This is a genomic window from Actinoplanes sp. NPDC051513, assembly GCF_044454685.1.
Taxonomy (GTDB): domain Bacteria; phylum Actinomycetota; class Actinomycetes; order Mycobacteriales; family Micromonosporaceae; genus Actinoplanes.
Map to the genome: position 1 here is coordinate 503,549 of NZ_JBITDW010000006.1, position 21,685 is coordinate 525,233.

Below are 21,685 nucleotides of genomic sequence, written 5' to 3' on the forward strand. Positions count from 1 at the left end.
ACCATCGTAGTGAGAAAGTCAGTCGGCGAGAACGGGCTCGGGCGCGGTGATGGCGTTGTCGGCGGAGCGGGGTATCAGCATCGACAGCCCGAACATCACCACCGCGACCAGCACGATCCCGACGAAGATGCGATGCACCGCCGTGGTCAGCGTGGCCGGGTCGACATGGCCCGCGCCGATCGTGGCGTTGGCGATCGCGCCGAAGACGGCCACGCCGACCGCGCTGCCCAGTGAGCGCAGGAAGATGTTGCTGCCGGTGACCACGCCGCGTTCGGCCCAGCCCACGCTCGCCTGGGCGGCGATCAGCGTCGGCGACGCGGTCAGGCCCATCCCGAGGCCGATCACCAGGCAGATCGCGGCCACGGTGACCACGGCCGACTCGCTGCCCAGCGGCAGGAGCAGGAGGCTGCCGGCCACGACCACGGCCGTGCCGATGGCGGCGCACCGGCGGAAGCCCAGGCGCAGGAAGACGCGGCCGGCCTGGCTCGCGGCCACCGGCCAGCCCAGGGTCAGCGTGGCGAGCGCGAAGCCGGCCACCAGCGGGCCGGTGCCGAGGACGTCCTGGACGTAGGTGGGGATGTAGGAGCTCAGGCCGTACAGGATCGCGCCGATCCCGACCGAGATCAGGCCGCTGGAGACCAGCAGCCGCCGCCGGAACACCCACAGCGGCAGGATGGGCGCCGGGGCGGTGCGCTCGACCAGCACGAAGCCGGCCAGCGCGGCGAACCCGACGGCGAGGATGGCGATGCTCGCGGGGGAGTCCCACGCCCAGGCCTGCCCGCCCTCGAGCGCGCCGAGGATGACCAGGGCCAGGCCCAGCGCGAGCAGGCCGGCGCCCTTGTAGTCGATCACCGGGTGGCCGCGCTCGACGCGCTCGTGGAAGCCACGGCCGATCATCGTGGCGGCGAGCAGGCAGAGCGGGATGTTGACGAAGAAGATCCAGCGCCAGGAGACGTACTCGCTGAAGATGCCGCCGAGCGCGGGGCCGACGACCGACGCGATGCCCCACACGCTGGCCACATAGCCCTGGACCTTCGCCCGTTCCCGTACGGAATAGAGGTCTCCCACGATCGTGATGGTCGTCGGCAGGATCGCGCCGGCGCCGAGGCCCTGCACCACCCGGAAGGCGATCAGCGGCCACATCGACCAGGCGACCCCGCACATGATCGAGCCGAGCAGGAAGAGCCCGATGCCCCACAGGATGACTGGTTTGCGGCCGAACAGGTCGTTGAGCTTGCCGTAGATCGGGACGGAGACGGCCTGGGCGAGCAGGTAGATCGAGAACAGCCAGGGGAACTCGGCGAACCCGCCGATGTCGTCGACGATCGAGGGCACGGCGGTGGCGATGATCGTCGCGTCGATGGCGACGAGCGCGGTGGACAGCATGACGGCGGCGAGGACCGGACCGCGCTCGGACCGCAGTCCGATGGAGTTACCTGGCACGTGAAGCCAAGTTACCCAAGCTTCCTGAGTTCACCCAATGATAAAAAATAGTAATTTGTACGATAATATGATTGCCATGTGGCATTAGTTGTGGTCGCTGAGGACAACCTCGATCATCAGAGAGTCATCGCCGAAGTGGTCCGGCGGCTCGGACACGACGTTTTCGTGGTCGACGACGGCGAGCAGGCCCTGGAAGCGGTCCACCGGCGCGGCCCGGCCCTGCTCATCGCCGACGTGGACATGCCGCGTCTGAACGGCCTCGACCTCTGCGCCGCCGTGCGGAACGAAACCCCGGTCGTGCTCATCACGGCGTTCCTGCTGCCGGGCGACCCACGACTCACGGCCAGCGGCGCGGTGGGCGTGGTCGGCAAGCCGTTCAGCGTGCCCGCGCTGAGCGAGGCCCTCCGCGGGCATCTGACCGCGCTGAGGCCGCCGCCCGACTGGCGGGCCATGTTCGACGCCGTGCTGGACTGCCTCGACACGGGGGTGATCGCCTTCGACGCCGGCGGCCGGATGCTGCTGGTCAACCGGGCGATGCGGGAGGCCCTCGGCCTGGGCGAGTCCGGCACTCCGCTGAGCGCGGTGGGCCGGCAGGTAGGGGTGCGCCAGGCCGACGGCAGCCCGCTGCCCGAGGAATGCTGGCCGGTGACCGTGGCGTTGCGTGGCGAGCACGTCGACCAGGTCGGGCTGCTGGCCAACGACCCGCAGGGCCGCGTCCTCTGCTACACCGTCAACGCCCGGCCGGTGCGGGACGCGAACGGCGAGATCGTCGCCGCGGTCAGCGCCGCGCACGACGTCACCGACCGGCATCGCACCCAGCAGTACGAGGAGTGCAAGAACAAGGTCCTCGAGGCGCTGGCCGCCGATCCGGACTCACCCGGCACCGGCGACCGGATCCTGGCCGCGATCGGCACCACGATGGGCTGGACCTACCTGCGGTTGTGGCTGGTCGACGAGGTGACCGACCTGCTGCGCCCGGCCGCCGAGTACGCCGCCGCGGGTGAGCACCCGCCGCCCCTGCCGAGCAGCTTCGCGCGCGGGCAGGGCCTGGCCGGTCAATGCTGGAAGAGCGGCGAGCTCATCTGGGTGCCGGACATCCTCGCCCCGGGCGCGCCGGTCCTGCCGCAGATCGTGCAGAACGCCGCCTACCGGTCGGCGGGGGCCGTCCCGGTGCGCAGCGGCGACCGGGTGATCGGCGCGATCACCTTCTGCTCGCGGACGCGGCAGGACCCCGATCCGGCGCTCGGCGTGCTGCTGACCGCGATCGCGGCGGTGACCGGCACGTTCCTCGAGCACCGCCGGGCCGAGATCCTCTCCCGGCACCTGGCAGCGGCGACCGACGAGTACATGGCGCTCGCCGGGCACGAGCTGCGTACGCCGCTGACCTCGATCGGCTCGTACATCGACCTGATCGCCGAGACGCCGGACGACGCGCCGTTCGGCGAGGTGCGCGAGCTGTTCGAGGTGGTGCACCGCAACAGCGCCCGGCTGCGCGAGCTGATCGACAAGCTGCTCGACGTGGCGGCGCTGGAGTCGGGGCACATCCCGCTCGCCGCCGAGCCGGTGGACCTCGCCGAGGTGGTCCGCGAGGCCATGCGGGCGGCGCCGGCCGATCGGGGGATCGCGGTGGAGACGGCGCGGCTCGACCCGGTGAGCGTGCCCGGCGACCGCGAGCGACTGCGGCAGGTGGTGGACGCCCTGCTCAGCAACGCGATCAAGTTCAGCCCGCCGGGCTCGGCCGTGACCGTGTCGCTCGCCGATCAGGAGCTCACCGCGGTGCTCACGGTCGCCGACACGGGCGCCGGCATCCCCGCGGCCGAGCAGGCCAAGCTGTTCCGGCGGCTGCACCGCGGTGGCAACGCCCGGCACACCGGCATCCCGGGCTCGGGGCTGGGCCTCGCGCTGTGCCGGGTGGTGGTCGAGCGGCACCGCGGCACCATCGCGCTGACCTCGCACGAGTCCACCGGCACGATCGTGACGGTCCGTCTACCTCAGTAGGTCCGAGGCGGCCAGCGCCAGCCACAGCTGCACGCGGTCGGCGGTGCGGGCCAGCGACCGGCCGGTGAGCCGCTCGATCTGCTCGATGCGGTAGCGGACCGTGTTGCGGTGCACGATCAGCCGGGTCGCCACGTCGGCCACCGAGCCGTCCGCGTCCAGGTAGGCGCGCAGCGTCGCGACCAGCGAGCCCGAGTGCGTGGCGTCGAAGTCGCGCAGCGGCCGCAGCATCTCCTGGGCCAGGTCGCGCAGCGGCACGTCCTCGCTGGCCACGAGCAGGCCGGACAGGCTCATCTGCTCGCGCTCGTTGATGCCGGGGCCGCGGTTCATCGCCTCGTGCGCCTCGTAGTAGCTCCAGCGCAGGCCGGTCGTGCCCGCGTACCAGCCGCCGATGCCGACCCGCACGTCCGACCCGTGCCGGCTCAGGTAGTCCTGCAGCAGCAGGGCGGCCTCGCGGGTGGACTGGCCCGGCTCGAGCACCGCGATCAGGCAGTCCTCCAGCACCGCGGTGGTGCCGCCGGTCATCGGCGGGCTCGCCACCAGGCGCTTGCGCTGGTCGCCGAGCTTTCCGGCGGTGGCGACCAGCAGCGCGTGCTCGTCCTCGGCGCGGATCCCGAACGGGGACAGCCGCCGCTCGGCCTCGGCGCCGCCGATCGTCCCGCGCACCAGATCTTCCAGCACCTGTCCCGCCAGCCGGCGCTTGCCGGCCAGCTCCGCCTGGCGGCGGGCCAATTCCAGGCCGACGAGGGAGACGGCATAGGGAAGGACATCCGCCGAGCGCCGGGGTCGGCGGCAGCACAGGTACGCGACCACGCTGTCCTCCACGCTCACCGGTACCGCCATGGGCGTGTCCCCCGAGGCGCCGGCCCGCGCGGCGAACAGGATCTGCTCGACCGGCCACGCCGCGCTGGCCGGGGCGGTGGCGAGCACCCGCCCGTACACATCGACGACCATCGCGGGCGCGCCGAGGATCTGGTGCAGGGACCCGATCAGCGCGCCCAGCCCGCGGCCGGACAACAGCGCCCGGGCGAGGGTGTCGTGCTCGTCGAGCAGGTCGGCGAAGCGGCCGTACTGCTCCTCGAGCACCCGGTCGGCAACGAACCGGTCGACCGCGATGAACGGCGTCGAGTAGGGGATCTCCAGCACCGGCAGCCGGCGGTCGCGGGCCTCGGCGAGGGTGGCCGCCGGGATCCGGTCGTGGGTGAGCCCGATGCCGAAGCCCAGCCCGACCGCCCGCCGCTCGGCCACCCGCGACACGAACTGGCGCTGCCGCGCATCGTCGAGCTGGCTCAGCCCGGTGGTGAGCACCAGCTCGCCGCCGGAGAGGAACGGGCGCGGGTCGGCCAGCTCGGTGACCGCGCACCAGCGGACCGTCTGATTGAGCGCCGCGGCGTCGCCGTCGGCCAGCCGCAGGCTCAGATCGGGGTCGGCGAGCACGTCGGCGAGGCGCAGGGTCACCCGCGGACTGTACGACCGCACAACAGTTCGGCGTAAGGACTGTACGGACATCCATTTACGACCATCGGCGAGGCCCAATACGGTGTCCTGCAACACAGCGCGCCCACCGGGAGGCTCCGTGATGCAGATACCGGCCCGGATCGGTGGGCGCCCGGTGAGCGCCGACGAGTGGATCGAGGTGCTCAGCCCCTATGACGGGGCGCCCGTCGCACGTGTTCCGGCGTTGGGCGCCGACCACGTCGCCGAGGCGGTGGCGGCCGCCGAGGCGGCGCTGGGCCGCGGGGATTTCCCGCAGCACCGGCGGGCCGAGGTCCTCGAGCGGGCGGCCGAGCTGCTGGCCGAGCGCATCGAGGAGTTCGCGGTGACGATCGCCCGGGAGGCCGGCAAGCCGATCCGCGACGCCCGCGGCGAGACCCGGCGCTGCGTCGACACGCTGCGGTTCTCGGCGGTGGAGGCGCGCAAGCTGTCGGGCGAGGTGATCCCGATGGACGCCTCGGCGAGCGGCGTGGGCCGGCTGGGCTTCGCGCTGCGGCACCCGATCGGCGTGGTCGCGGCCATCTCGCCGTTCAACTTTCCGCTCAACCTGGTCGCGCACAAGCTGGGGCCGGCGATCGCGGCCGGGTGCCCGGTGGTGCTCAAGCCGGCCGAGCTGACGCCGGTCTCCGCGATCCGCCTGGTCGACCTGCTGGTCGAGGCGGGCCTGCCGGCGGACTGGATCTCGGTCGTCACCGGGACCGGCGCCGATGCCGGCACGCCGCTGGTGCAGCACCAGGGTCCGTCGCTGATCACCTTCACCGGGAGCGTCCCCGTCGGACGCCGCATCGAGGAGCTCGCACCCCACAAGCGCGTGCTCCTCGAGCTCGGCTCCAACGCCCCGTTGATCGTCGAGCCCGACGCCGATCTCGATCGCGTGATCGCCGCTACAAGACAAGGCGGCTTTTCGTACGCGGGGCAGAGCTGCATCTCCACGCAGCGCATCCTGGCCAGTCACGAAATCTACGACAAGCTGCTGGACGGGCTGCGGGCTGCCGTCGCGACCCTGACGGTCGGCGATCCGCTCGCCGAGGAGACCGAGGTCGGGCCGTTGATCTCCGAGACCGCGGCCCGCCGGGTGGAGAGCTGGCTCGCGGCCGCCCGGGAGGCCGGCGCCGAGGTCACCGGCGGGAAGCGGCGCGGGGCGCTGCTGACCCCCGCCGTCGTCGCCGATCCGCCTCGCCACCTCGACGTCTACCGGCAGGAAGTGTTCGGACCGGTGATCACCGTGACCCCGTACCGGGACCTCGACGAGGCGATCGCGCTCGCCAACGACAGCGACTACGGCCTGCAGGCCGGGATCTTCACGTCCGACCTGGGCGCGGCGCTGCGGGCGGCGCGCGAGCTCGCGTTCGGCGGGGTGCTGATCAATCAGGCGCCGACGTTCCGGGCCGACCAGCAGCCGTACGGCGGGTTGCGCGACGCGGGAAACACCAGGGAAGGGCCCGCGTACGCGGTGCACGAGATGACGGAACTCCGATTCGTGATGGTGAGCGCATGACCGACTGCACCGAAGTGGACGAAGGAGCGAAGGGCCAGGAGGGCATGCGAAAGGAAGGCTCGGCATGAGTACTCCCGCTATTCGATTGACGAGTTTGCGTAAGTCGTTCGGGGCGGTCGAGGCCGTCGCCGGGATCGATCTGGAGATCGCCGACGGTGAGTTCTTCTCGATGCTCGGGCCGTCCGGCTCCGGCAAGACCACGGTGCTGCGGATGATCGCCGGCTTCGAGCTGCCCACCGCCGGCACGGTCTCGTTGAGCGGGCGGGACGTCACGAAGCTCGCCCCGTTCGAGCGCGACGTCAACACCGTGTTCCAGGACTACGCGCTGTTCCCGCACATGACCGTTCTGGAGAACGTCTCCTATGGCCTGAAGGTCCGCAAGGTGGGCAAGCGGGAACGGCGCGAACGTGCCGAGGGCGCGCTGGCCTCCGTACGGCTGGAGGGCTTCGCATCGCGAAAGCCCAGCGAGATGTCCGGTGGGCAGCGGCAACGCGTGGCCCTGGCGCGCGCCCTGGTGAACCGGCCGAAGGTGCTGCTGCTCGACGAGCCGCTCGGCGCCCTCGATCTCAAGCTGCGCGAGCAGATGCAGGTCGAGCTGAAGCAGATCCAGCGCGATGTGGGCATCACGTTCGTCTTCGTCACCCACGACCAGGACGAGGCCTTGACGATGAGCGACCGGGTCGCGGTCTTCGATGCCGGCCGGATCGCTCAGATCGGCACTCCCGAGTCGGTGTACGAGCAGCCCGCGACACCGTTCGTCGCCGGATTCGTCGGGACGTCGAATCTGCTGACGGGGTCGGTCGCCGAGGCGCTTGTCGGGAAAAAGGGGACATATTCCATCCGGCCGGAGAAGATCTCGCTGGCCTCGTCCGGTGTCCCCGGCACGGTCGCCGAGGTGATCTACGCGGGGCCGGTCACGCGCTACGTCGTCGACCTCGACGCCGGCGCCCGGGTGACGGTCGTCGAGCAGAACCAGCGCACCGGGACCGCCGCGCTGGCCGAACTGCGGGGGAAGCCGGTCCATCTGACTTGGCTCGAAGAGCACGTCATCGAGATCCCCAACTCAAAGGAGAGCGCAGATGCGGCATAGATTTCTGATCGCGACGCTGGCGGCGGGCATGCTCGTGCTCGCGGGCTGCGGTGGCAGCGATGACGGGGGTGGCTCCGGCAGCGGGCCGGGCGGCATGGCGGTCCCCAAGATCGACAAGCTGTCCGCGCTCGGCGCCGGCGAGGGCTCGGTCAACATCATCTCCTGGGCGGGCTACGTCGAGGACGGCTCCACCGACCCCAAGGTCGACTGGGTGTCCGACTTCGAGAAGGAGACCGGCTGCAAGGTCAACAACAAGGTGGCGGCGACCTCGGACGAGATGGTCACGCTGATGAAGACCGGCGAGTACGACGTGGTCTCCGCCTCGGGCGACGCCTCGCTGCGGCTGATCTACGGCGGCGACGTGGCGCCCGTCAACACCGACCTGATCGGTAACTACAAGGACGTCTTCGACGGCCTCAAGAACAAGCAGTGGAACTCGGTCGACGGCGTGCCCTACGGCGTGCCGCACGGCCGCGGCGCCAACCTGCTGATGTACCGCACCGACGTGGTCAAGCCGGCGCCGACCTCGTGGGCCGCGGTCTTCGACGCGAGCTCGCCCTACAAGGGCAAGATCACCGCGTACGACTCGCCGATCTACATCGCGGACGCGGCGCTGTACCTCATGAAGACCAAGCCGGAACTGGGCATCAAGAACCCGTACGCGCTGGACGACACCCAGTTCAAGGCGGCCACCGACCTGCTGACCGAGCAGAACAAGATGATCGGCGAGTACTGGTCGGACTACACCAAGGAGGTGCAGGCGTTCAAGGCCGGCAACTCCGTGCTCGGCACCACCTGGCAGATCATCACCAACCTGGCCCAGGCCGACAAGGCGCCGGTCGAGGCGATCCTGCCGTCCGAGGGCGCGACCGGCTGGTCGGACACCTGGATGATCTCGTCGAAGTCCAAGCATCCGAACTGCGGCTACCTCTGGATGAACCACATCATCTCGCCCAAGGCCAACGCCGCGGTCGCCGAGTGGTTCGGTGAGGCGCCCGCCAACAAGCTGGCCTGCCAGCAGACGGCCGACAAGAACTTCTGCACCACGTTCCACGCCGACGATGAGGCGTACTTCTCCAACGTCTGGTACTGGACCACGCCGATCGCCCAGTGCCTCGACGGGCGCAAGGACGTGACCTGCAAGGACTACTCGGCCTGGACCCAGGCCTGGACGACGATCAAGGGATGACGTCGACCGTCGCGGAACGACCCGGCCGCAAGGTCGGGTCGTTCCTCCACCGCCACCCCCGGCTGCGCCTGGCCGGACTTCTCTCCGCGCCCGTGCTGTGGCTCGTCGTCGCCTACCTGGGCGCGCTCGCCGTCCTGCTGATCTCCGCGTTCTGGAGCGTCAACACCTTCACCGGCGACCTGGTCAAGGTGTTCAGCCTCGACAACTTCCGCACGCTGGTCACCGAGGAGGTCTACCGCCGGGTCGCCCTGCGCAGCCTCGGCGTGGCCGCCGCGGTCACGGTGATCTGCGTGGTGCTGGCGGTGCCGATGGCCTTCTTCATGGCCAAGGTCGCCTCGCCTCGCTCCCGGAAGTGGCTCGTGATCGCCATCCTCACGCCACTGTGGGCGAGCTACCTGGTCAAGGCGTATGCGTGGCGCGTGCTGCTGGCCAACGGCGGACCGATCGACTGGCTGCTCGGCGGTCCGGGCAACGGACCCGGCTACGGCCTGTTCGCGGTGATCCTCGTGCTGTCGTACCTGTGGCTGCCGTACATGATCCTGCCGATCTACGCCGGCCTGGAACGCCTGCCCGACTCCATGCTGGAGGCCTCGGCCGACCTCGGCGCGCGGGCCGGGCGCACGTTCCGCGCGATCGTGCTGCCGATCCTGGTGCCCTCGATCTTCGCCGGCTCGATCTTCACGTTCTCGCTGTCGCTGGGCGACTACATCACGGTCCAGATCGTCGGCGGCAAGACCCAACTGCTCGGCAACCTGGTGTACGCGAACATCGGCGCCGCCAACAACCTGCCCTTCGCGGCCGCGATCGCCACCGTCCCGGTCCTGATCATGGTCATCTACCTGGTCGCGGTCCGCCGCTCGGGCGCCTTGGAGGAGCTGTGACGCTGTCCGCCTGGTCCCGGTGGGCGCTGCGCGGCTTCATGGCGCTGGGCCTGCTGTTCATCTACGTGCCGCTGATGCTGGTGCTGGTCAACTCGTTCAACGGCGACCGTACGTTCGCCTGGCCGCCGCACGACTTCACCACCCGCTGGTGGTCCGCCGCCTGGAACAACACCGGCGCGCGCGAGGCCCTGCTCACCTCGATCAAGGCCGGCCTCGGCGCCACCGCGATCGCTCTGGTGCTGGGCAGCATGGTGGCGTTCGCGGTGCAGCGCTTCAAGTTCTTCGGCCGCGACACCGTGTCCCTGCTGATCATCCTGCCGATCGCGCTGCCCGGCATCGTCACCGGCATCGCCCTCGACTCGGCCTGGCGCTCGGTGATCGAGCCGCTCGGCCTCGGCAAGGGCCTGTTCTCGGTGATCGTCGGCCACGCCACCTTCTGCGTGGTCATCGTCTACAACAACGTGCTGGCCCGGCTGCGCCGCACCGGAACGAGCCTCGAGGACGCCTCGGCCGACCTGGGCGCGTCCCCTGGCCAGACTTTCCGGTACGTGACCTTCCCGCTGATCCGCTCGGCGTTGCTGGCCGGCGGCCTGCTGGCGTTCGCCCTCTCGTTCGACGAGATCATCGTGACCACCTTCACGGCCGGCCCCGGCATCACCACCCTGCCCATCTGGATCTTCAACAACCTGTTCCGCCCCAACCAGGCCCCGGTCGTCAACGTGGTCGCCGCGATCCTGATCGTCCTCTCGGTGATCCCCGTCTGGTTCGCCCAGCGCCTGGCCGGCCCGGAGGCCGGCGCCAGCCGCACGTAGGGCCGGTCAGTGGGAGAAGGGCGTGACCGGGCGTTCCAGCGCCTGCCCATCGAGGTGGAGGTCGACCTTCTCGTTGTAGAACGCGACCAGCCCCGCGATGGCCGCCACCGCCGGCGCAGGGAAGGCATACGACCAGGCGAGATCCGCGTAGACGCCGGCCGGGGTGCGCACCGCCCAGTAGTCGCTGGTGCGGCCCTTGTACGGGCAGAGCGTCTGCGTGCCGGTGTGCTCGAGCGCCGCCATGTTCAGGTCGGTGCGCGAGAGGTAGTAGCGGGTCGGCAGCCCCGTCTCGAACAGCAGGACGGGCGAGGAGGACTCGGCGAGCGTCACCCCGTCCAGCTCGACCCGCACGCGCCGGCTGGACCGCAGCGCGTCCACCCGGTGGTACGGGCTGCGCGGATGCCCGAAGATCTCCTCGTCCTCCTCGAACCAGGCATCGAGCGCGTCCTCCTCGAACCGCACCAGCCCGGCGTAGGGCTCCTCGGTGTGCAGGCGGGCCGCCGCGGGCCGGTGGACGTCGCCCACCCTCAGCCCGAACCGGCGCGTCAGCCCCCGGCTGAGCCGCCGCTCATGGTTCTCGTCGACGAGCACGTCGGCCGCGATGTCGGTGATCGGGATGTAGTACTGCGGAAAGTTCGGATGCTCCCACAGGTAGACGGCCCGGGTGGTGTCGACCACCACCCGTCCGCCGAGCGTCGCCCGCACGTGCCGCGGTGACGGCGCCATCTGATTGACCGTGTTGATCGACCCTGGGTAGTCGCTGCTCATCATTCATTGGTAGCAGTGAATCGTCACGCCAGCGGCATGCCGGCCGACTGAGTGTGTGTCGGCTCGGGCGCGGCGTGGTGGGTGAGCACCGCCCCGGTCATGAACGTGCCGCCCACGGCGAGGGCGCCCAGGACGCCGAGGGAGATCTGTTGCTCGTGGTCGAGCTGGCGCTGGTAGTCGGCCTGGTTGATGACCGTGATGCGGCCGTTGTGGTCGAGCACGTACCGGCCGTCGCGCATCTCGGCGTTGCCGTCGAGGCCGGCGAAGGCGACCACCACCGACAGCCAGAAGCCGAAGAAGAGGGCGCCGGCGAGCATCGACGCCCAGTGCGGGACGTGCGGCGGCACCCAGGAGGTGAGGCTCCACGGGCTACGCGGGCGGGTGGTGCGGTAGTACCACCGGTTCCCCATCACCCCGGCGATCGCGCCGGGCACGGCGAGCGCGGCCGCGACCAGCACCGCCACCGGCGTGGGCGCCAGCCGGACCCCAGCGAGCAGCGCCGCGATGAGCACGCCCGCCCAGACCACGCCGACCGAGCACATCGCGCTGCACAGAACCAACAACCGATGCGGGATCATCACGTCGGACGCTAGCGGGCCGCCGCCCCCTGCGTGGCCGTTTCCCGCCGGTCCGCCACGGATCCGCCCGCGCCCGGCAAACTGGTCGCCGGGCTCCAGGTGATGGCCGTGGCTCAGCGGCCGATCGGCGCCTCCTCATGGGCAGTGGGCCGGTCGGTCTCGTAGCGGAGCCAGAGCGTGCCGTCGGCGGAGGCCTGGGCCGACAGCAGACGCAGGGGCAGCGGCGACTCGCCCGGTTCGAGCGGCGGCCCGCCGAACAGCACGAAGTCGTCGTGCAGCGTCGGGTCGTCGTGCAGCGCAGGGTCGTCGTGCAGCGCCGGGTCGTTGTTGTCATGCCCCCGGTCTACCAGCCACCTCCGACACTTTCCGGGACCGTGGCGTGTGCCGCCGGTAGGTGCTGACGGTCGGGTCCCCGGCGATCCAGAACCGCCACGGGACATCGAGCGCCGACGTGACGCCGACCCGCGGACCGGCCGCGATCGAGCCGGGTGGAGACCCCGGCGGCAAGAGCGTCGCCGGGCCGGTTCCGTCGATCACCGAGGTGTCGTTGGCGTTCCGGTTCAGTGCCAGGACCTGCATCAACTTGGCCGGACCGGCCGCCAGGTCGCTGTCTTTGCGGGCCGCTGGGCGTCGCTGCCGGGCCGTCTCGAGGCCGTCCACGACCTCACCGGCCCGCAGCAGGACCGCCGCGGCGCGGCCCACCTCGCCGCACACCACGTTGGCGCAGAAGTGCATGCCGTAGATCTGGTACACGTAGAGCCGCCCGGCCGGGCCGAACATCACCTCGTTGCGGGCCGTGGGACCGCGGTGCGCATGGCTGGCCGGGTCTTCGCCGAGCCCGCTGTACGCCTCGACCTCGGTCAGCCGCACGGTGACCCCGTTGGCGGCCAGGCGCCAGCCGAGCAGTTCGCGGGCGGCGGAGTCGACGGCGGTGGCGGGCAGGCGCAGCCAGGAGTAGTCCACCCCGCAAGCCAAGCACACCCCCCGAACTGCTTGTTTACCGGCAATCGTTTTTGGGCAAAGATCCGGCATGGGACGATTTGCCCCAGAAACAAAGGGGGTGCTGCCGGTGCGACCCCTGGCCCAGGGCCTGACCTGCCCGCAGATCGCCGAACGTGCCCAGGTGAGCGCCGAAGCCGTGCGCGACCTGCTCGCCGAGTACGGCATAGCGCGCCGCTCCGGCTGTACGCGAAAAGAGCCGGCGGCAAGCCGCCAGGAGCTGGCAGCGACGGGCTGAAGCTTGCGTCCCACCGCTTACGGCTTGCGTCCCACCGCTTACGGCTTGCGTCCCACCGCGCCGAAGATCGACGCCTCGACCGGCGTCGCGTGCTCGGTGGCGGCGGGATCGGGCCGCCACTCGCTGACCGCGACCACGCCCGGCGAAACCACCTCGAGTCCCGCGAAGAACTCGTCGAACTCGCTGCGGGTGCGCGGGTGGACGTCGGAGCGCCCGGTCCGCAGCGACTCGTCCCAGTTCGCCTTGAGCTCGGGCGTCAGGAAGTCGGTGGTCGCGCAGGACATCACCAGGTGGCTGCCGGAGGGCAGCGCGTCGAGCAGCGTCCGCACGATGGCGGAAGCCTGCTCCTGGCCGGGCAGGAAGTGGACGACGGCGACCAGGATGAGGCCGACCGGCTCGTCGAAGTCGAGGATCTGGGCCTGGGCGAGGATCTTCTCCGGATTGCGTAGATCGTCCTCGATGTACCGGGTCTCGCCCTCGGGCGTGCTGGTCAGCAGCGCCCGCGCGTGCACCATCACCATCGGGTCGTTGTCGACGTAGACGATTCGCGACTCGGGGGCGACCCGCTGGGCCACCTCGTGCGTGTTGTCGGCGGTCGGCAGCCCCGTACCGATGTCGAGGAATTGCCGGATCCCGGCGTCGGCGGCCAGATGGCCCACGGCTCGCCCGAGGAACGCCCGATTCGCCCGCGCCGCGATCCGCGCCGCCGGGTACGACTTCGCGAGCAGGTCGCCCGACTCCCGGTCGGCCGCGAAGTTGTCCTTGCCGCCCAGCCAGTAGTTGTAGCGCCGGGCCGGGTGGGCCACGCCGGTGTCGAACCTGTCGCTCATGGCTCGCGATTCTAAAGGAGACCGGCCTAAGAGGATCATGCGAGCCAACGCGAGCATCCTTCGCGAATGTTGGCATTCACGAAGAGCGATCAAGCGCCTACTCTGTGTTCCACGATGGGAATCTCGCTCAGGAATTCTCGAAGGGCGCGCGCATGTCAGACACCGGGTCGACCGTTCCGCGCCGCCAGGTCGGCCGCCTCATGCGCCAACTGCGCGAGCGGGCCGGCATCACGCTGATGGCCGCGGCCGAGGAGCTGGAGTTCTCCCGCGCCCGGATGTACCGGATCGAGAACGGCGAGGTCCCGGTCCGCAAGCACGACGTGATCGCGATGTGCACGGTGTACCGCGCCACCCCGCGGATGACCGAGGTGCTGATCGGCCTGGCGCAGGAGTCGAAGGCCAAGGGCTGGTGGCACGCGTACGGCGATGTCGTCCCCGCCTGGTTTGAGCTGTACGTCGGCATGGAGCAGGCCGCCCGCCGCCTCCGCTGGTTCGCGCCCAGCGTGATCCCCGGCCTGTTGCAGAGCCCCGAGTACACCGAGTGCCTCTTTCGCACTTCGGCGGGCTCGGGCCGCGGCGCTGTGGCCGTACGCCTGGAAAGGCAGCGGCTGCTCAACCGCGACGACCCCACGGCGCCGGTCCTCGAGGTGATCCTCGACGAGGGCGTGCTGCGCCGCGCCATCCCCGACCGGCTCGGCATGCGCAAGCAGTTGGCCCACCTCGTCAACGTCTCGACCCGCCCGAACGTCTGGGTCCGGGTGATCCCGTTCGCGGCCGGGCCGCACAAGGCAGCGAGCTCCGGGCAGTTCACCATCCTCGATTTCCCGGCCGTCGGCGCCGCCTCGCCCGAACCGACAACCATCTATTGCGAGAGCCTGACCGGAGCGCTCTACCTAGACAAACTCGCAGACGTGGAGGCGTACGAATCGACTTGGGTCGAACTCGAAGCCATCGCGCTGAGCCAGGACGAGTCGGACGACCTCATCCGCTCCGTGATCAAGGAGAGCGACGGTGAGTGATCTTTCCGGCGTCGTCGGCGTCGAGGCCGCGGTGAACCTTCCCGGCGTCGTGGCCGTACCAGACAGCAAGGACCGCGACCGGCCTCGGCCGGTCCTTAGATCTCCGTGATTCCTTTCTTAAGGGCTCTTTAGCTCGCGCGTACGATGCAGGGCGCGCACCCATAGTGAACGGGCGTTGTCCCCTGCCCGATTTTCGCTTCCGTTGCCGAGGTGCCCACCCGTGTCGCTGTCCGCTGCCGCCCGTTTCCGCTACACGCTGGTGGCCGGCGCCACCGCCGTGGTGATCGGTTCGGGGTTCACGGTCATCGGCCTGAGCCGCCACGCCGAGGCCGAGACCGCCACGACGGCGACGGGCGCCGAGGAGCCGTTGGTTCCTGTCGTCTCCGAGGAGCCTGCTGTCTCGGTGGAGCCGGCGCCGCTGTCGTCCTCGCCCTCTCCGGCGAAGTCGATCACCCCGACGAAGAAGCCGGCCCCGAAGAAGACGAGCGTCACCCCCAAGCCGAGCAAATCGTCGAAGAAGGCCGCCGCGAGCGTCCCCCAGACCGGCGACAACATCCTCGATTCCGTCCTCGCGCACATCAACGCCGCGCGCGTCGACGAAGGCCTCTCCCCGCTCACCATCGACGCCAACCTCTCCAAGGCGTCCGCCCTGCACAACCAGCTGATGATCAACGGCTGCGGGCTCGAGCACCAGTGCTCCGGCGAGTCCGGTCTCGGCGAGCGCTTCAGCGCCCAGGGCGTCAAGTGGTCATCGGCCGGCGAGAACATCGGCTTCGGCTCCAGCGGCTCGAGCGAGGCGCAGATCATCAGGGCCGCGAACGGCCTCACCGACAGCATGCTCGCCGAGGTCCCGCCGAACGACGGCCACCGCAAGAACCTGCTCAACACGGGCTTCAAGCGCATCGGCCTGAGCATCGTCCGCGACTCCCAGGGCATCACCTGGATGACACAGGACTTCGTGAACTGAAGCACCTCTAGAGTGCTGCCGTGGCCAACATTCTCAAGTCCCTCTTCCGCAAGACGCGCCCGGCCCCCGCCGCACGACCACGCGCCGGCGCCGGGACGGCGCCCGCGCAGCGAACCCCACGGCCGACGCGTCACCTGCCGAAGCCTCGCGGCGGCCGGCACCTCGAGTACTCGCCGAATCTGGACGGCGACGCCGACCCCGGCGAGATCGTCTGGACCTGGGTGCCCTACGAGGACGACCCGAGCCAGGGAAAGGACCGGCCCGTCCTGGTGGTGGGCCGCAACGGCCACGACGTGTACGCGCTGATGCTGTCCAGCCAGAGCGAGCACGACGGCCGGCGCAACTGGCTGGCGCTCGGCCCCGGCGCCTGGGACCGTGAGCATCGGCCCAGCTGGATCCGGCTCGACCGGGTGCTCGACATCGACGGCGACGGCATCCGCCGGGAAGGCGCGATCCTCGACCGGGGCCGCTTCGACCGGGTCGCCGCACAGCTGCGCAAGGGTTACGGCTGGGCGTGACCGGACAGCAGTCCGCGCGTTCCGGATAGCGTTGTGCCCATGGGCGAGGGCGTGATGGTCGGTTTCGGTGGCAAACAGGCGTGGCTGGCGGTGGCCGGCGACGACCCGGTGGCCGTGATCGAGGCGCTGGGGCTGCGCGATCTCGGCCCGGTGCCGTGGCGCGAAGGCATCGACCTCGCGCATCTGACCGACAACCGGGTGGCGGTGACCCCGCCGCTGCCCGGCGCCCGCGACATCACCTGGGTCCTCGCGACCGGCCGCCGGCTTCTTCTGCCGAGCGCCCACGTCGACGTGATCGGCCTGTCCGCGACGCTCGGCACCGAGGTGCAGTTCTTCGCCACCCACCGGGTGACCGAGCTGCACCGCTGGCAGCGCGCCGCCGGCGGTGAGTTGATCCGCGCTTTCGGGTATGTCGGGCAGACCGGCGAGGTGACCTCGTGGCACGGCGAGCCCGGCCCGGCCGAGCGGGACGCGGGCCTGCCCGCCGAGCTCGACGAGGACACGACCGTTCTGGTGGGCGAGAAGGACGTGCTCAGGGTTGCCGATGCCTGGAGCATTGACCCGACGACGCTGACCGGGCGCCCCGCGCCCGGTCCGCTGCGAATCGGCGCGACCGACTGAGGCGCGACCGACGAGGCGCGACCGACGAGGCGCGACCGGCTGAGGCGCCACCGACTGAGGAGGGCGGACCGATGCGCAAGTACGTGATCATGGGCGTGCAGGGCAGCGGCAAGGGCACCCAGAGCGAGATGCTCTGCGACGACCTCGACCTGGTGCACATCTCCGTGGGCGACATCTTCCGCTGGCAGGTGCAGAACCACACCAAGCTCGGCGCCCAGGTCCGCCGCATCATGACCGCCGGCGAGCTGGTCGGCGACGACATGGTCGAGGCGGTGGTCCGCGAGCGCCTCGACCGGCATGACTGGAACTACGGCTTCGTCATCGACGGCTTCCCGCGCAACGGCCGCCAGGCCGAGTTCTTCATGGAGAGCTACGACATCGACGGCGTCATCCACCTGGAGCTGCCCGAGGACGAGGTCCGCCGCCGCGTGCTGAGCCGCCGCCTCTGCCCGAACTGCGGCATGGACTACAACCTGATCGCCGACCGCCCCGAGGTCGAGGGCCGCTGCGACATCTGCGGTCACGAGCTCATCACCCGCGCCGACGACACCCCCGAGGCCCTCGACGCCCGCCTGCGCGACTACAACGAGAAGACCCGCCCGGTCCTGGAGCTCTTCCGCCGCAAGGAGTTCGTCCACGACATCGACGCCCGCCCACCCGTCGAAGAGGTCCAGGCCAAGATCCGCGCGGCCCTCAACCTCCCGCCCTACCAGGCGAACCGCCCCACTTAGGGCCTGTATCGACGTGGGGGCCGGAGCGAGGCGAGCGTGAGGTTCCAGCGCGGCATCGGGGCTCGGTAGGATGCGGCCATGAGCTCAGAGGCTGTCGGCAGGCACATGCCCGCGGTCGTGACGCTCGATGACCTCACGGCGATGATGGCCGCCGACGAGCACCACCGCTATGAGATCAGCCCCGAGGGAGTGCTCTCGATCCTGCCGCCGCCGGGGTATGTCCATGCCATCATCGCAACTCGGTTGATGGTCTGGCTTGCCGCGGCCGGCGTTTCCGCCGACCGAATCGCTCAGGCGGTCGGCCTGCGCATTCCGGGTCCCACCGGCGTCGGCGGCCGCATCCCCGACCTTGTCGTCTGGAGCAAGGCCCAGGTCGACGGGGTCTGGCTCCCCGTCGATGATGTGCTCCTGGTCGTCGAGATCATCTCGCCGGGCTCCCTGGGTGTGGACACGGTGACCAAGCGGAACGAATACGCGGCTGCGGGCATCCCGCAGTATTGGGTGGTCGACCAGGATTCAGCGCAGACCGTGACCATTCATCGCCTGACCGGTGGCCAGTACGCCGTGCAGGCGACCATGCCGCTCGCGTGGCTCCTCAACACCAGCCCGGCCGAGCACGACCTCGCCTGAGACGGCTGTGCGCGTACCGGCGAGAGCTGGTCGCGGAGCTAGCGGCCGACGGAGCGGGCGTGCTTCTGGGCGTACATGGCTCCTCGTACCCGCGCTGGGCCGTGACGTCGAGAAGCGCGACGATCGTCCCGTGCGCGGTCGGCACCGTCTCGGCCACCACCTGCACCACCCGCCCGTCGCCCCGGGTCAGCCGCAGCTCGAGTCCCGACTCCCCTGCCGCCAGCCGCGGCAGGTCCACCGGCGCCCCGCCGGCCCGCGTCGCCCGCAGCTCGGCGAGCGGCCCGGTCAGCGCCGACGCGGCCGGGTTGGCCAGCAGCACCCCGCCCTCGGCGTCGGCGAGCAGCACCGGGAACGGCAGCCGGTTGAGCACGTCGTCCATCATCTGGCCGTGCTTGCGTTGTTCCTCCTGCAGGCGCAGCAGCACCGTCCGCATGCCGTAGATCAGCAGCGGCACCAGCGGCAGCCCGACGAAGGCGCCGACCGGGAACGGAAGCCCGACCACCAGGAGCACCACGCCGTACCCGGCGATCATCGGAAGAAGCCGGCGCATGCCGCCGGTCGCCGCCCGGGACATCAGCAGGAAGTAGATCGGGCCGAGCACCGGGTCGACGTCGCCGATCTCGACGAGCACGACCGCGATCACCACGAGCTCGAGCAGGTCGACCGGCAGCGGGACCAGCCGGCCGTGGACGAACTCGTAGACCCGCAGCAGCTGAAGACCGGCCAGCACCCCCGTGCTGAGCAGCAGCGTCTCCCACGTCGCGCCGGTCGCGATCAGCTGCGCCAGCATCAGCGCGCCGATGACCAGCATGGACACGAGAAAGAACAGGCGCAGCGAGCGCAGCGGGTCGCGGCGGATGAGGGCGGTCACGCTGCCAACGGTGATCTCCCCGCCGCCGAAGATCGGTATGCGCCGGGGAGCAGCACGCTTAGATCTGGTGACCGCGCCTCGTGAGCTCTTCCTCGATGGCGTCGCAGACCGCCTCGACCACGGCGAGACGGGCGTAGTGCTTGTCGTCGCCCGGGATTACCCGCCACCGTGCCCAGGTCGGGTCGCAGCGTTCCAGCATCTCCTCGACCGCGGACTCGTACTGCGGGCGCTTCTCGCGGTTGCGCCAGTCCTCGTCGGTCAGCTTCCAGGTGCGCAGCGGGTCGTGCGCGCGGTCCTCGAAGCGGCGCAGCTGCTCCTCGGGGGAGACGTGCATCCAGAACTTGACCATGATCATGCCCTCGGCGACGAGGGTCCGCTCGAACTCGACGATCTCGCTGTACGCCCGCTGCCACTGCTCCTTGGTCGCGAACCCCTCCACCCGCTCGACCAGCACCCGGCCGTACCAGGAGCGGTCGAACACCGACATGCCGCCCCAGCCGGGCAGCTTCGGCCAGAACCGCCAGAGGAAGTGGTGCCGCTTCTCGTCGTAGGTGGGCGCGGCGAACTGCGAGACGCGTACGTGCCGCGGGTCGATCGGCGCGACCAGGCGTTTGATCGCCCCGCCCTTGCCGGACGCGTCCCAGCCCTCGAAGACGCAGGTCAGCGGCGGGCCGATGCGCTTCTCGCCGATCTGGCCGCCCAGGATCAGGCGCAGGCGGAGCAGGCGATCCTGCGCCTCCTCCAGCCGGGTGACGGCCTTCTTCTTCGAGATCTCGATCGGCGCGGTGGCGCTGCCCAGGCGACTCATCACTACAGCATGGCTAAACCCGGTGTGATGCGCACCGGCGGGTGCGGGAGAATCGCAGGCGTGACTCTCGTAAACGACCTGCAGTGGCGTGGCCTGATCCAGGACTCCACCGACCTTGCCTCGCTCACCGAGGCCCTCAACGGTGGCGGGATCACCTTCTATGTGGGCTTCGACCCCACCGCCGCCTCGCTGCACGTCGGGCACCTCATGCAGGTGATGACCGCTCGCCGGCTCCAGCTGGCCGGGCACAAGCCGCTGCTGCTGGTCGGCGGCGCGACCGGGCAGATCGGCGACCCGCGCGAGTCCAGCGAGCGCTCTCTGAACCCGCCCGAGGTGATCGCCGGCTGGGTCGCCCGCATCCGCGAGCAGCTTTCCCCCTTCGTCACCTACGACGGCGCCACCGGCGCCGAGCTGGTCAACAACCTCGACTGGACCGGCCCGACCTCGGTGATCGAGTTCCTCCGGGACGTCGGCAAGCATTTCCCGGTCAACAAGATGCTGGCCCGCGACGTGGTGCGCAACCGGCTCGAGACCGGCATCAGCTTCACCGAGTTCAGCTACCAGCTGCTCCAGGCCAACGATTTCTACCAGCTGCACATGCGGCACGGTTGCGCCCTGCAATACGGCGGCTCCGACCAGTGGGGCAACATCACCGCAGGCGTCGATTTCGTACGCCGTCGCGGCGCCGGCCCGGTGCACGCGTTCACCACGCCGCTGGTCCTCAAGGCCGACGGCACCAAGTTCGGCAAGAGCGAGGGTGGCGCGGTCTGGCTCGACCCCGCGATGACCTCCCCCTACGCCTTCTACCAGTTCTGGATCAACGCGGACGACCGCGACGTCATGCAGTACCTGCGCTACTTCAGCTTCAAGACCCGCGAGGAGCTCGAGGAGCTCGAAAAGGCGACGGCCGAGCGTCCCCAAGCCCGGCTGGCCCAGCGCGCGCTCGCCGAGGAGATCACGACCCTCGTGCACGGCGCCGACGAGGCTTCGCAGGCGGTCACGGCTTCGCAGGCGCTTTTCGGGCGAGGTTCGCTGGACTCGCTCTCCGCGTCCACCTTGCGGTCGGCGTTGTCAGAGGCAGGGCTCCATTCCGTACGGGGTGAGCTGCCGTCCCTGACGACGTTGCTGAAAGAGGCGGGCCTCGTCGCGTCGGCCAACGAGGCTCGGCGCACGATCGCGGAGGGCGGCGCGTACCTGAACAACGAGCGGATCACCGATGGTGAGGCGGTGCCGCCCGCGTCCGCTCTCCTGCACGGTCGCTTCCTCGTGCTGCGCAGGGGGAAGAAGTCGTTCGCCGGCGTGGAAGTCTCGCCCTGAGCTGCGCTTTTTCTTGATCGGCCCGCTGTGACCCGGCTCGCAGCGGGCCGATTTGGCGCTGGGGTGGGGTGCCCTGTAATGTTTTCCGAGCCGCCAGGGAGACGGGCGAGCGCGAGGATCCTCCGGGGTCACCGCAGCGGCCGTCCTGACGGAAACCTCCTGAAATGCGCGGCTCAGCGCCGTGCTATTTTTGCGGGGCTTGAGCTTTTCTTTTCGCATTTTCGGGAAATTTCCCGGGTTTGACGAAGCGGTAAAGCGAGAGTAAAGTTTAGCGAGTGCCCCGAGGGCGGTAAAACACGGGTGCGGTTGTTCTTTGAGAACTCAACAGGGTGCTTGTAAAGCCAGTGCCAATAGTTTTATACCCCGGGACCCTTTTGGGGGTCTTGGA

Annotated in this window: 23 protein-coding genes; 14 read left to right on the top strand and 9 right to left on the bottom strand. The window is 70.0% G+C overall.

The genetic code is table 11. From position 1 onward, the window contains the following. Window positions 1-18: 18 nt before the first annotated feature. Window positions 19-1,443, bottom strand: a complete 1,425-nt coding sequence (locus tag ACIA5D_RS22860) for an MFS transporter (protein WP_396032165.1) — start codon at window positions 1,441-1,443, stop codon at window positions 19-21. Window positions 1,444-1,521: 78 nt separating this feature from the next. Here ACIA5D_RS22860 and ACIA5D_RS22865 point away from each other — a divergent pair, with 78 nt between their 5' ends. Then, a complete protein-coding gene (locus ACIA5D_RS22865; protein ID WP_396032166.1) occupies window positions 1,522-3,441 on the top strand; it encodes an ATP-binding protein in 1,920 nt (639 codons plus the stop codon). Here ACIA5D_RS22865 and ACIA5D_RS22870 read toward each other — a convergent pair. After that, window positions 3,430-4,896 (bottom strand): PucR family transcriptional regulator, encoded by a 1,467-nt coding sequence (locus ACIA5D_RS22870; RefSeq protein ID WP_396032167.1) that lies wholly within the window; start codon window positions 4,894-4,896, stop codon window positions 3,430-3,432. The genes ACIA5D_RS22865 and ACIA5D_RS22870 overlap by 12 nt on opposite strands. A 121-nt stretch (window positions 4,897-5,017) precedes the next feature. Here ACIA5D_RS22870 and ACIA5D_RS22875 point away from each other — a divergent pair, with 121 nt between their 5' ends. From ACIA5D_RS22875 to ACIA5D_RS22895, 5 genes are all read left to right on the top strand, one after another. Then, on the top strand, window positions 5,018-6,430 hold the full coding sequence (locus ACIA5D_RS22875) for an aldehyde dehydrogenase family protein (RefSeq protein ID WP_396032201.1): 1,413 nt from the start codon (window positions 5,018-5,020) through the stop codon (window positions 6,428-6,430). Window positions 6,431-6,494: 64 nt separating this feature from the next. Then, on the top strand, window positions 6,495-7,520 hold the full coding sequence (locus tag ACIA5D_RS22880; protein WP_396032168.1) for an ABC transporter ATP-binding protein: 1,026 nt from the start codon (window positions 6,495-6,497) through the stop codon (window positions 7,518-7,520). Then, a complete protein-coding gene (locus tag ACIA5D_RS22885; protein ID WP_396032169.1) occupies window positions 7,510-8,709 on the top strand; it encodes an ABC transporter substrate-binding protein in 1,200 nt (399 codons plus the stop codon). The genes ACIA5D_RS22880 and ACIA5D_RS22885 overlap by 11 nt, the downstream gene beginning before the upstream one ends. Then, window positions 8,706-9,590 (top strand): ABC transporter permease, encoded by an 885-nt coding sequence (locus tag ACIA5D_RS22890; protein WP_396032170.1) that lies wholly within the window; start codon window positions 8,706-8,708, stop codon window positions 9,588-9,590. Before ACIA5D_RS22885 ends, ACIA5D_RS22890 begins: the two co-directional genes overlap by 4 nt. Beyond that, window positions 9,587-10,402, top strand: a complete 816-nt coding sequence (locus ACIA5D_RS22895) for an ABC transporter permease (RefSeq protein ID WP_396032171.1) — start codon at window positions 9,587-9,589, stop codon at window positions 10,400-10,402. Before ACIA5D_RS22890 ends, ACIA5D_RS22895 begins: the two co-directional genes overlap by 4 nt. A gap of 6 nt (window positions 10,403-10,408) precedes the next feature. Here the strand turns inward: ACIA5D_RS22895 and ACIA5D_RS22900 are convergent, their stop codons facing one another. The 4 genes from ACIA5D_RS22900 to ACIA5D_RS22915 all read right to left on the bottom strand — a co-directional run bounded on the left by ACIA5D_RS22900 (window position 10,409) and on the right by ACIA5D_RS22915 (window position 12,711). Then, complete coding sequence (locus ACIA5D_RS22900; RefSeq protein WP_396032172.1) at window positions 10,409-11,170, bottom strand: DUF427 domain-containing protein; 762 nt, start codon at window positions 11,168-11,170, stop codon at window positions 10,409-10,411. A 23-nt stretch (window positions 11,171-11,193) separates the two neighbouring features. Further along, window positions 11,194-11,748: a hypothetical protein gene (locus tag ACIA5D_RS22905; protein WP_396032173.1), complete on the bottom strand. Its 555-nt coding sequence runs from the start codon at window positions 11,746-11,748 to the stop codon at window positions 11,194-11,196. A gap of 113 nt (window positions 11,749-11,861) precedes the next feature. Further along, window positions 11,862-12,011, bottom strand: a complete 150-nt coding sequence (locus ACIA5D_RS22910) for a hypothetical protein (RefSeq protein ID WP_396032174.1) — start codon at window positions 12,009-12,011, stop codon at window positions 11,862-11,864. A gap of 67 nt (window positions 12,012-12,078) precedes the next feature. After that, on the bottom strand, window positions 12,079-12,711 hold the full coding sequence (locus ACIA5D_RS22915) for a DNA-3-methyladenine glycosylase (protein WP_396032175.1): 633 nt from the start codon (window positions 12,709-12,711) through the stop codon (window positions 12,079-12,081). Between the two features lie 106 nt (window positions 12,712-12,817). Here ACIA5D_RS22915 and ACIA5D_RS22920 point away from each other — a divergent pair, with 106 nt between their 5' ends. Then, window positions 12,818-12,985 carry a hypothetical protein gene (locus ACIA5D_RS22920; RefSeq protein WP_396032176.1) on the top strand — a complete coding sequence of 56 codons (168 nt, stop codon included), beginning with the start codon at window positions 12,818-12,820 and terminating at the stop codon, window positions 12,983-12,985. 38 nt (window positions 12,986-13,023) lie between these two features. Here ACIA5D_RS22920 and ACIA5D_RS22925 read toward each other — a convergent pair whose 3' ends face one another. Further along, window positions 13,024-13,815: an SAM-dependent methyltransferase gene (locus ACIA5D_RS22925; protein WP_396032177.1), complete on the bottom strand. Its 792-nt coding sequence runs from the start codon at window positions 13,813-13,815 to the stop codon at window positions 13,024-13,026. A 152-nt stretch (window positions 13,816-13,967) separates the two neighbouring features. On the opposite strand from ACIA5D_RS22925, the gene ACIA5D_RS22930 reads away from it, so the two are divergent. From ACIA5D_RS22930 to ACIA5D_RS22955, 6 genes are all read left to right on the top strand, one after another. Continuing rightward, complete coding sequence (locus ACIA5D_RS22930; protein ID WP_396032178.1) at window positions 13,968-14,834, top strand: helix-turn-helix domain-containing protein; 867 nt, start codon at window positions 13,968-13,970, stop codon at window positions 14,832-14,834. Between the two features lie 220 nt (window positions 14,835-15,054). Continuing rightward, entirely contained in the window at window positions 15,055-15,801 is a 747-nt protein-coding gene (locus ACIA5D_RS22935; protein ID WP_396032179.1) for a CAP domain-containing protein, read from the top strand. Between the two features lie 20 nt (window positions 15,802-15,821). Further along, window positions 15,822-16,319, top strand: coding sequence for a type II toxin-antitoxin system PemK/MazF family toxin (locus ACIA5D_RS22940; protein WP_396032180.1), 498 nt, complete (start codon window positions 15,822-15,824; stop codon window positions 16,317-16,319). Window positions 16,320-16,358: 39 nt separating this feature from the next. Next, a complete protein-coding gene (locus ACIA5D_RS22945; RefSeq protein ID WP_396032181.1) occupies window positions 16,359-16,940 on the top strand; it encodes a hypothetical protein in 582 nt (193 codons plus the stop codon). A gap of 71 nt (window positions 16,941-17,011) precedes the next feature. Beyond that, window positions 17,012-17,671 (top strand): adenylate kinase family protein, encoded by a 660-nt coding sequence (locus ACIA5D_RS22950; RefSeq protein WP_396032182.1) that lies wholly within the window; start codon window positions 17,012-17,014, stop codon window positions 17,669-17,671. A 78-nt stretch (window positions 17,672-17,749) separates the two neighbouring features. After that, window positions 17,750-18,301: a Uma2 family endonuclease gene (locus ACIA5D_RS22955; protein WP_396032183.1), complete on the top strand. Its 552-nt coding sequence runs from the start codon at window positions 17,750-17,752 to the stop codon at window positions 18,299-18,301. On the opposite strand, the gene ACIA5D_RS22960 is transcribed toward ACIA5D_RS22955, so the two are convergent. Continuing rightward, on the bottom strand, window positions 18,267-19,172 hold the full coding sequence (locus ACIA5D_RS22960) for a hypothetical protein (RefSeq protein WP_396032184.1): 906 nt from the start codon (window positions 19,170-19,172) through the stop codon (window positions 18,267-18,269). The two genes, ACIA5D_RS22955 and ACIA5D_RS22960, sit on opposite strands and share 35 nt — an antisense overlap. A 58-nt stretch (window positions 19,173-19,230) precedes the next feature. Next, on the bottom strand, window positions 19,231-19,980 hold the full coding sequence (locus ACIA5D_RS22965) for a polyphosphate kinase 2 family protein (protein WP_396032185.1): 750 nt from the start codon (window positions 19,978-19,980) through the stop codon (window positions 19,231-19,233). A 60-nt stretch (window positions 19,981-20,040) separates the two neighbouring features. Here ACIA5D_RS22965 and tyrS point away from each other — a divergent pair, with 60 nt between their 5' ends. After that, entirely contained in the window at window positions 20,041-21,297 is a 1,257-nt protein-coding gene (gene tyrS / locus ACIA5D_RS22970; protein WP_396032186.1) for a tyrosine--tRNA ligase, read from the top strand. Window positions 21,298-21,685: the final 388 nt, after the last annotated feature.

What these genes read in the sequence shown, in the direction of transcription:
- ACIA5D_RS22955 (WP_396032183.1), top strand. Translation starts at nt 17,750, where the DNA reads ATGAGCTCAGAGGCTGTCGGCAGGCACATGCCCGCGGTCGTGACGCTC.
- ACIA5D_RS22890 (WP_396032170.1), top strand. Translation starts at nt 8,706, where the DNA reads ATGACGTCGACCGTCGCGGAACGACCCGGCCGCAAGGTCGGGTCGTTC.
- ACIA5D_RS22945 (WP_396032181.1), top strand. Translation starts at nt 16,359, where the DNA reads ATGGGCGAGGGCGTGATGGTCGGTTTCGGTGGCAAACAGGCGTGGCTG.
- ACIA5D_RS22875 (WP_396032201.1), top strand. Translation starts at nt 5,018, where the DNA reads ATGCAGATACCGGCCCGGATCGGTGGGCGCCCGGTGAGCGCCGACGAG.
- ACIA5D_RS22880 (WP_396032168.1), top strand. Translation starts at nt 6,495, where the DNA reads ATGAGTACTCCCGCTATTCGATTGACGAGTTTGCGTAAGTCGTTCGGG.
- ACIA5D_RS22905 (WP_396032173.1), bottom strand. Translation starts at nt 11,748, where the DNA reads ATGATCCCGCATCGGTTGTTGGTTCTGTGCAGCGCGATGTGCTCGGTC.
- ACIA5D_RS22965 (WP_396032185.1), bottom strand. Translation starts at nt 19,980, where the DNA reads ATGAGTCGCCTGGGCAGCGCCACCGCGCCGATCGAGATCTCGAAGAAG.
- ACIA5D_RS22930 (WP_396032178.1), top strand. Translation starts at nt 13,968, where the DNA reads ATGTCAGACACCGGGTCGACCGTTCCGCGCCGCCAGGTCGGCCGCCTC.
- ACIA5D_RS22900 (WP_396032172.1), bottom strand. Translation starts at nt 11,170, where the DNA reads ATGAGCAGCGACTACCCAGGGTCGATCAACACGGTCAATCAGATGGCG.
- ACIA5D_RS22885 (WP_396032169.1), top strand. Translation starts at nt 7,510, where the DNA reads ATGCGGCATAGATTTCTGATCGCGACGCTGGCGGCGGGCATGCTCGTG.
- ACIA5D_RS22925 (WP_396032177.1), bottom strand. Translation starts at nt 13,815, where the DNA reads ATGAGCGACAGGTTCGACACCGGCGTGGCCCACCCGGCCCGGCGCTAC.
- ACIA5D_RS22950 (WP_396032182.1), top strand. Translation starts at nt 17,012, where the DNA reads ATGCGCAAGTACGTGATCATGGGCGTGCAGGGCAGCGGCAAGGGCACC.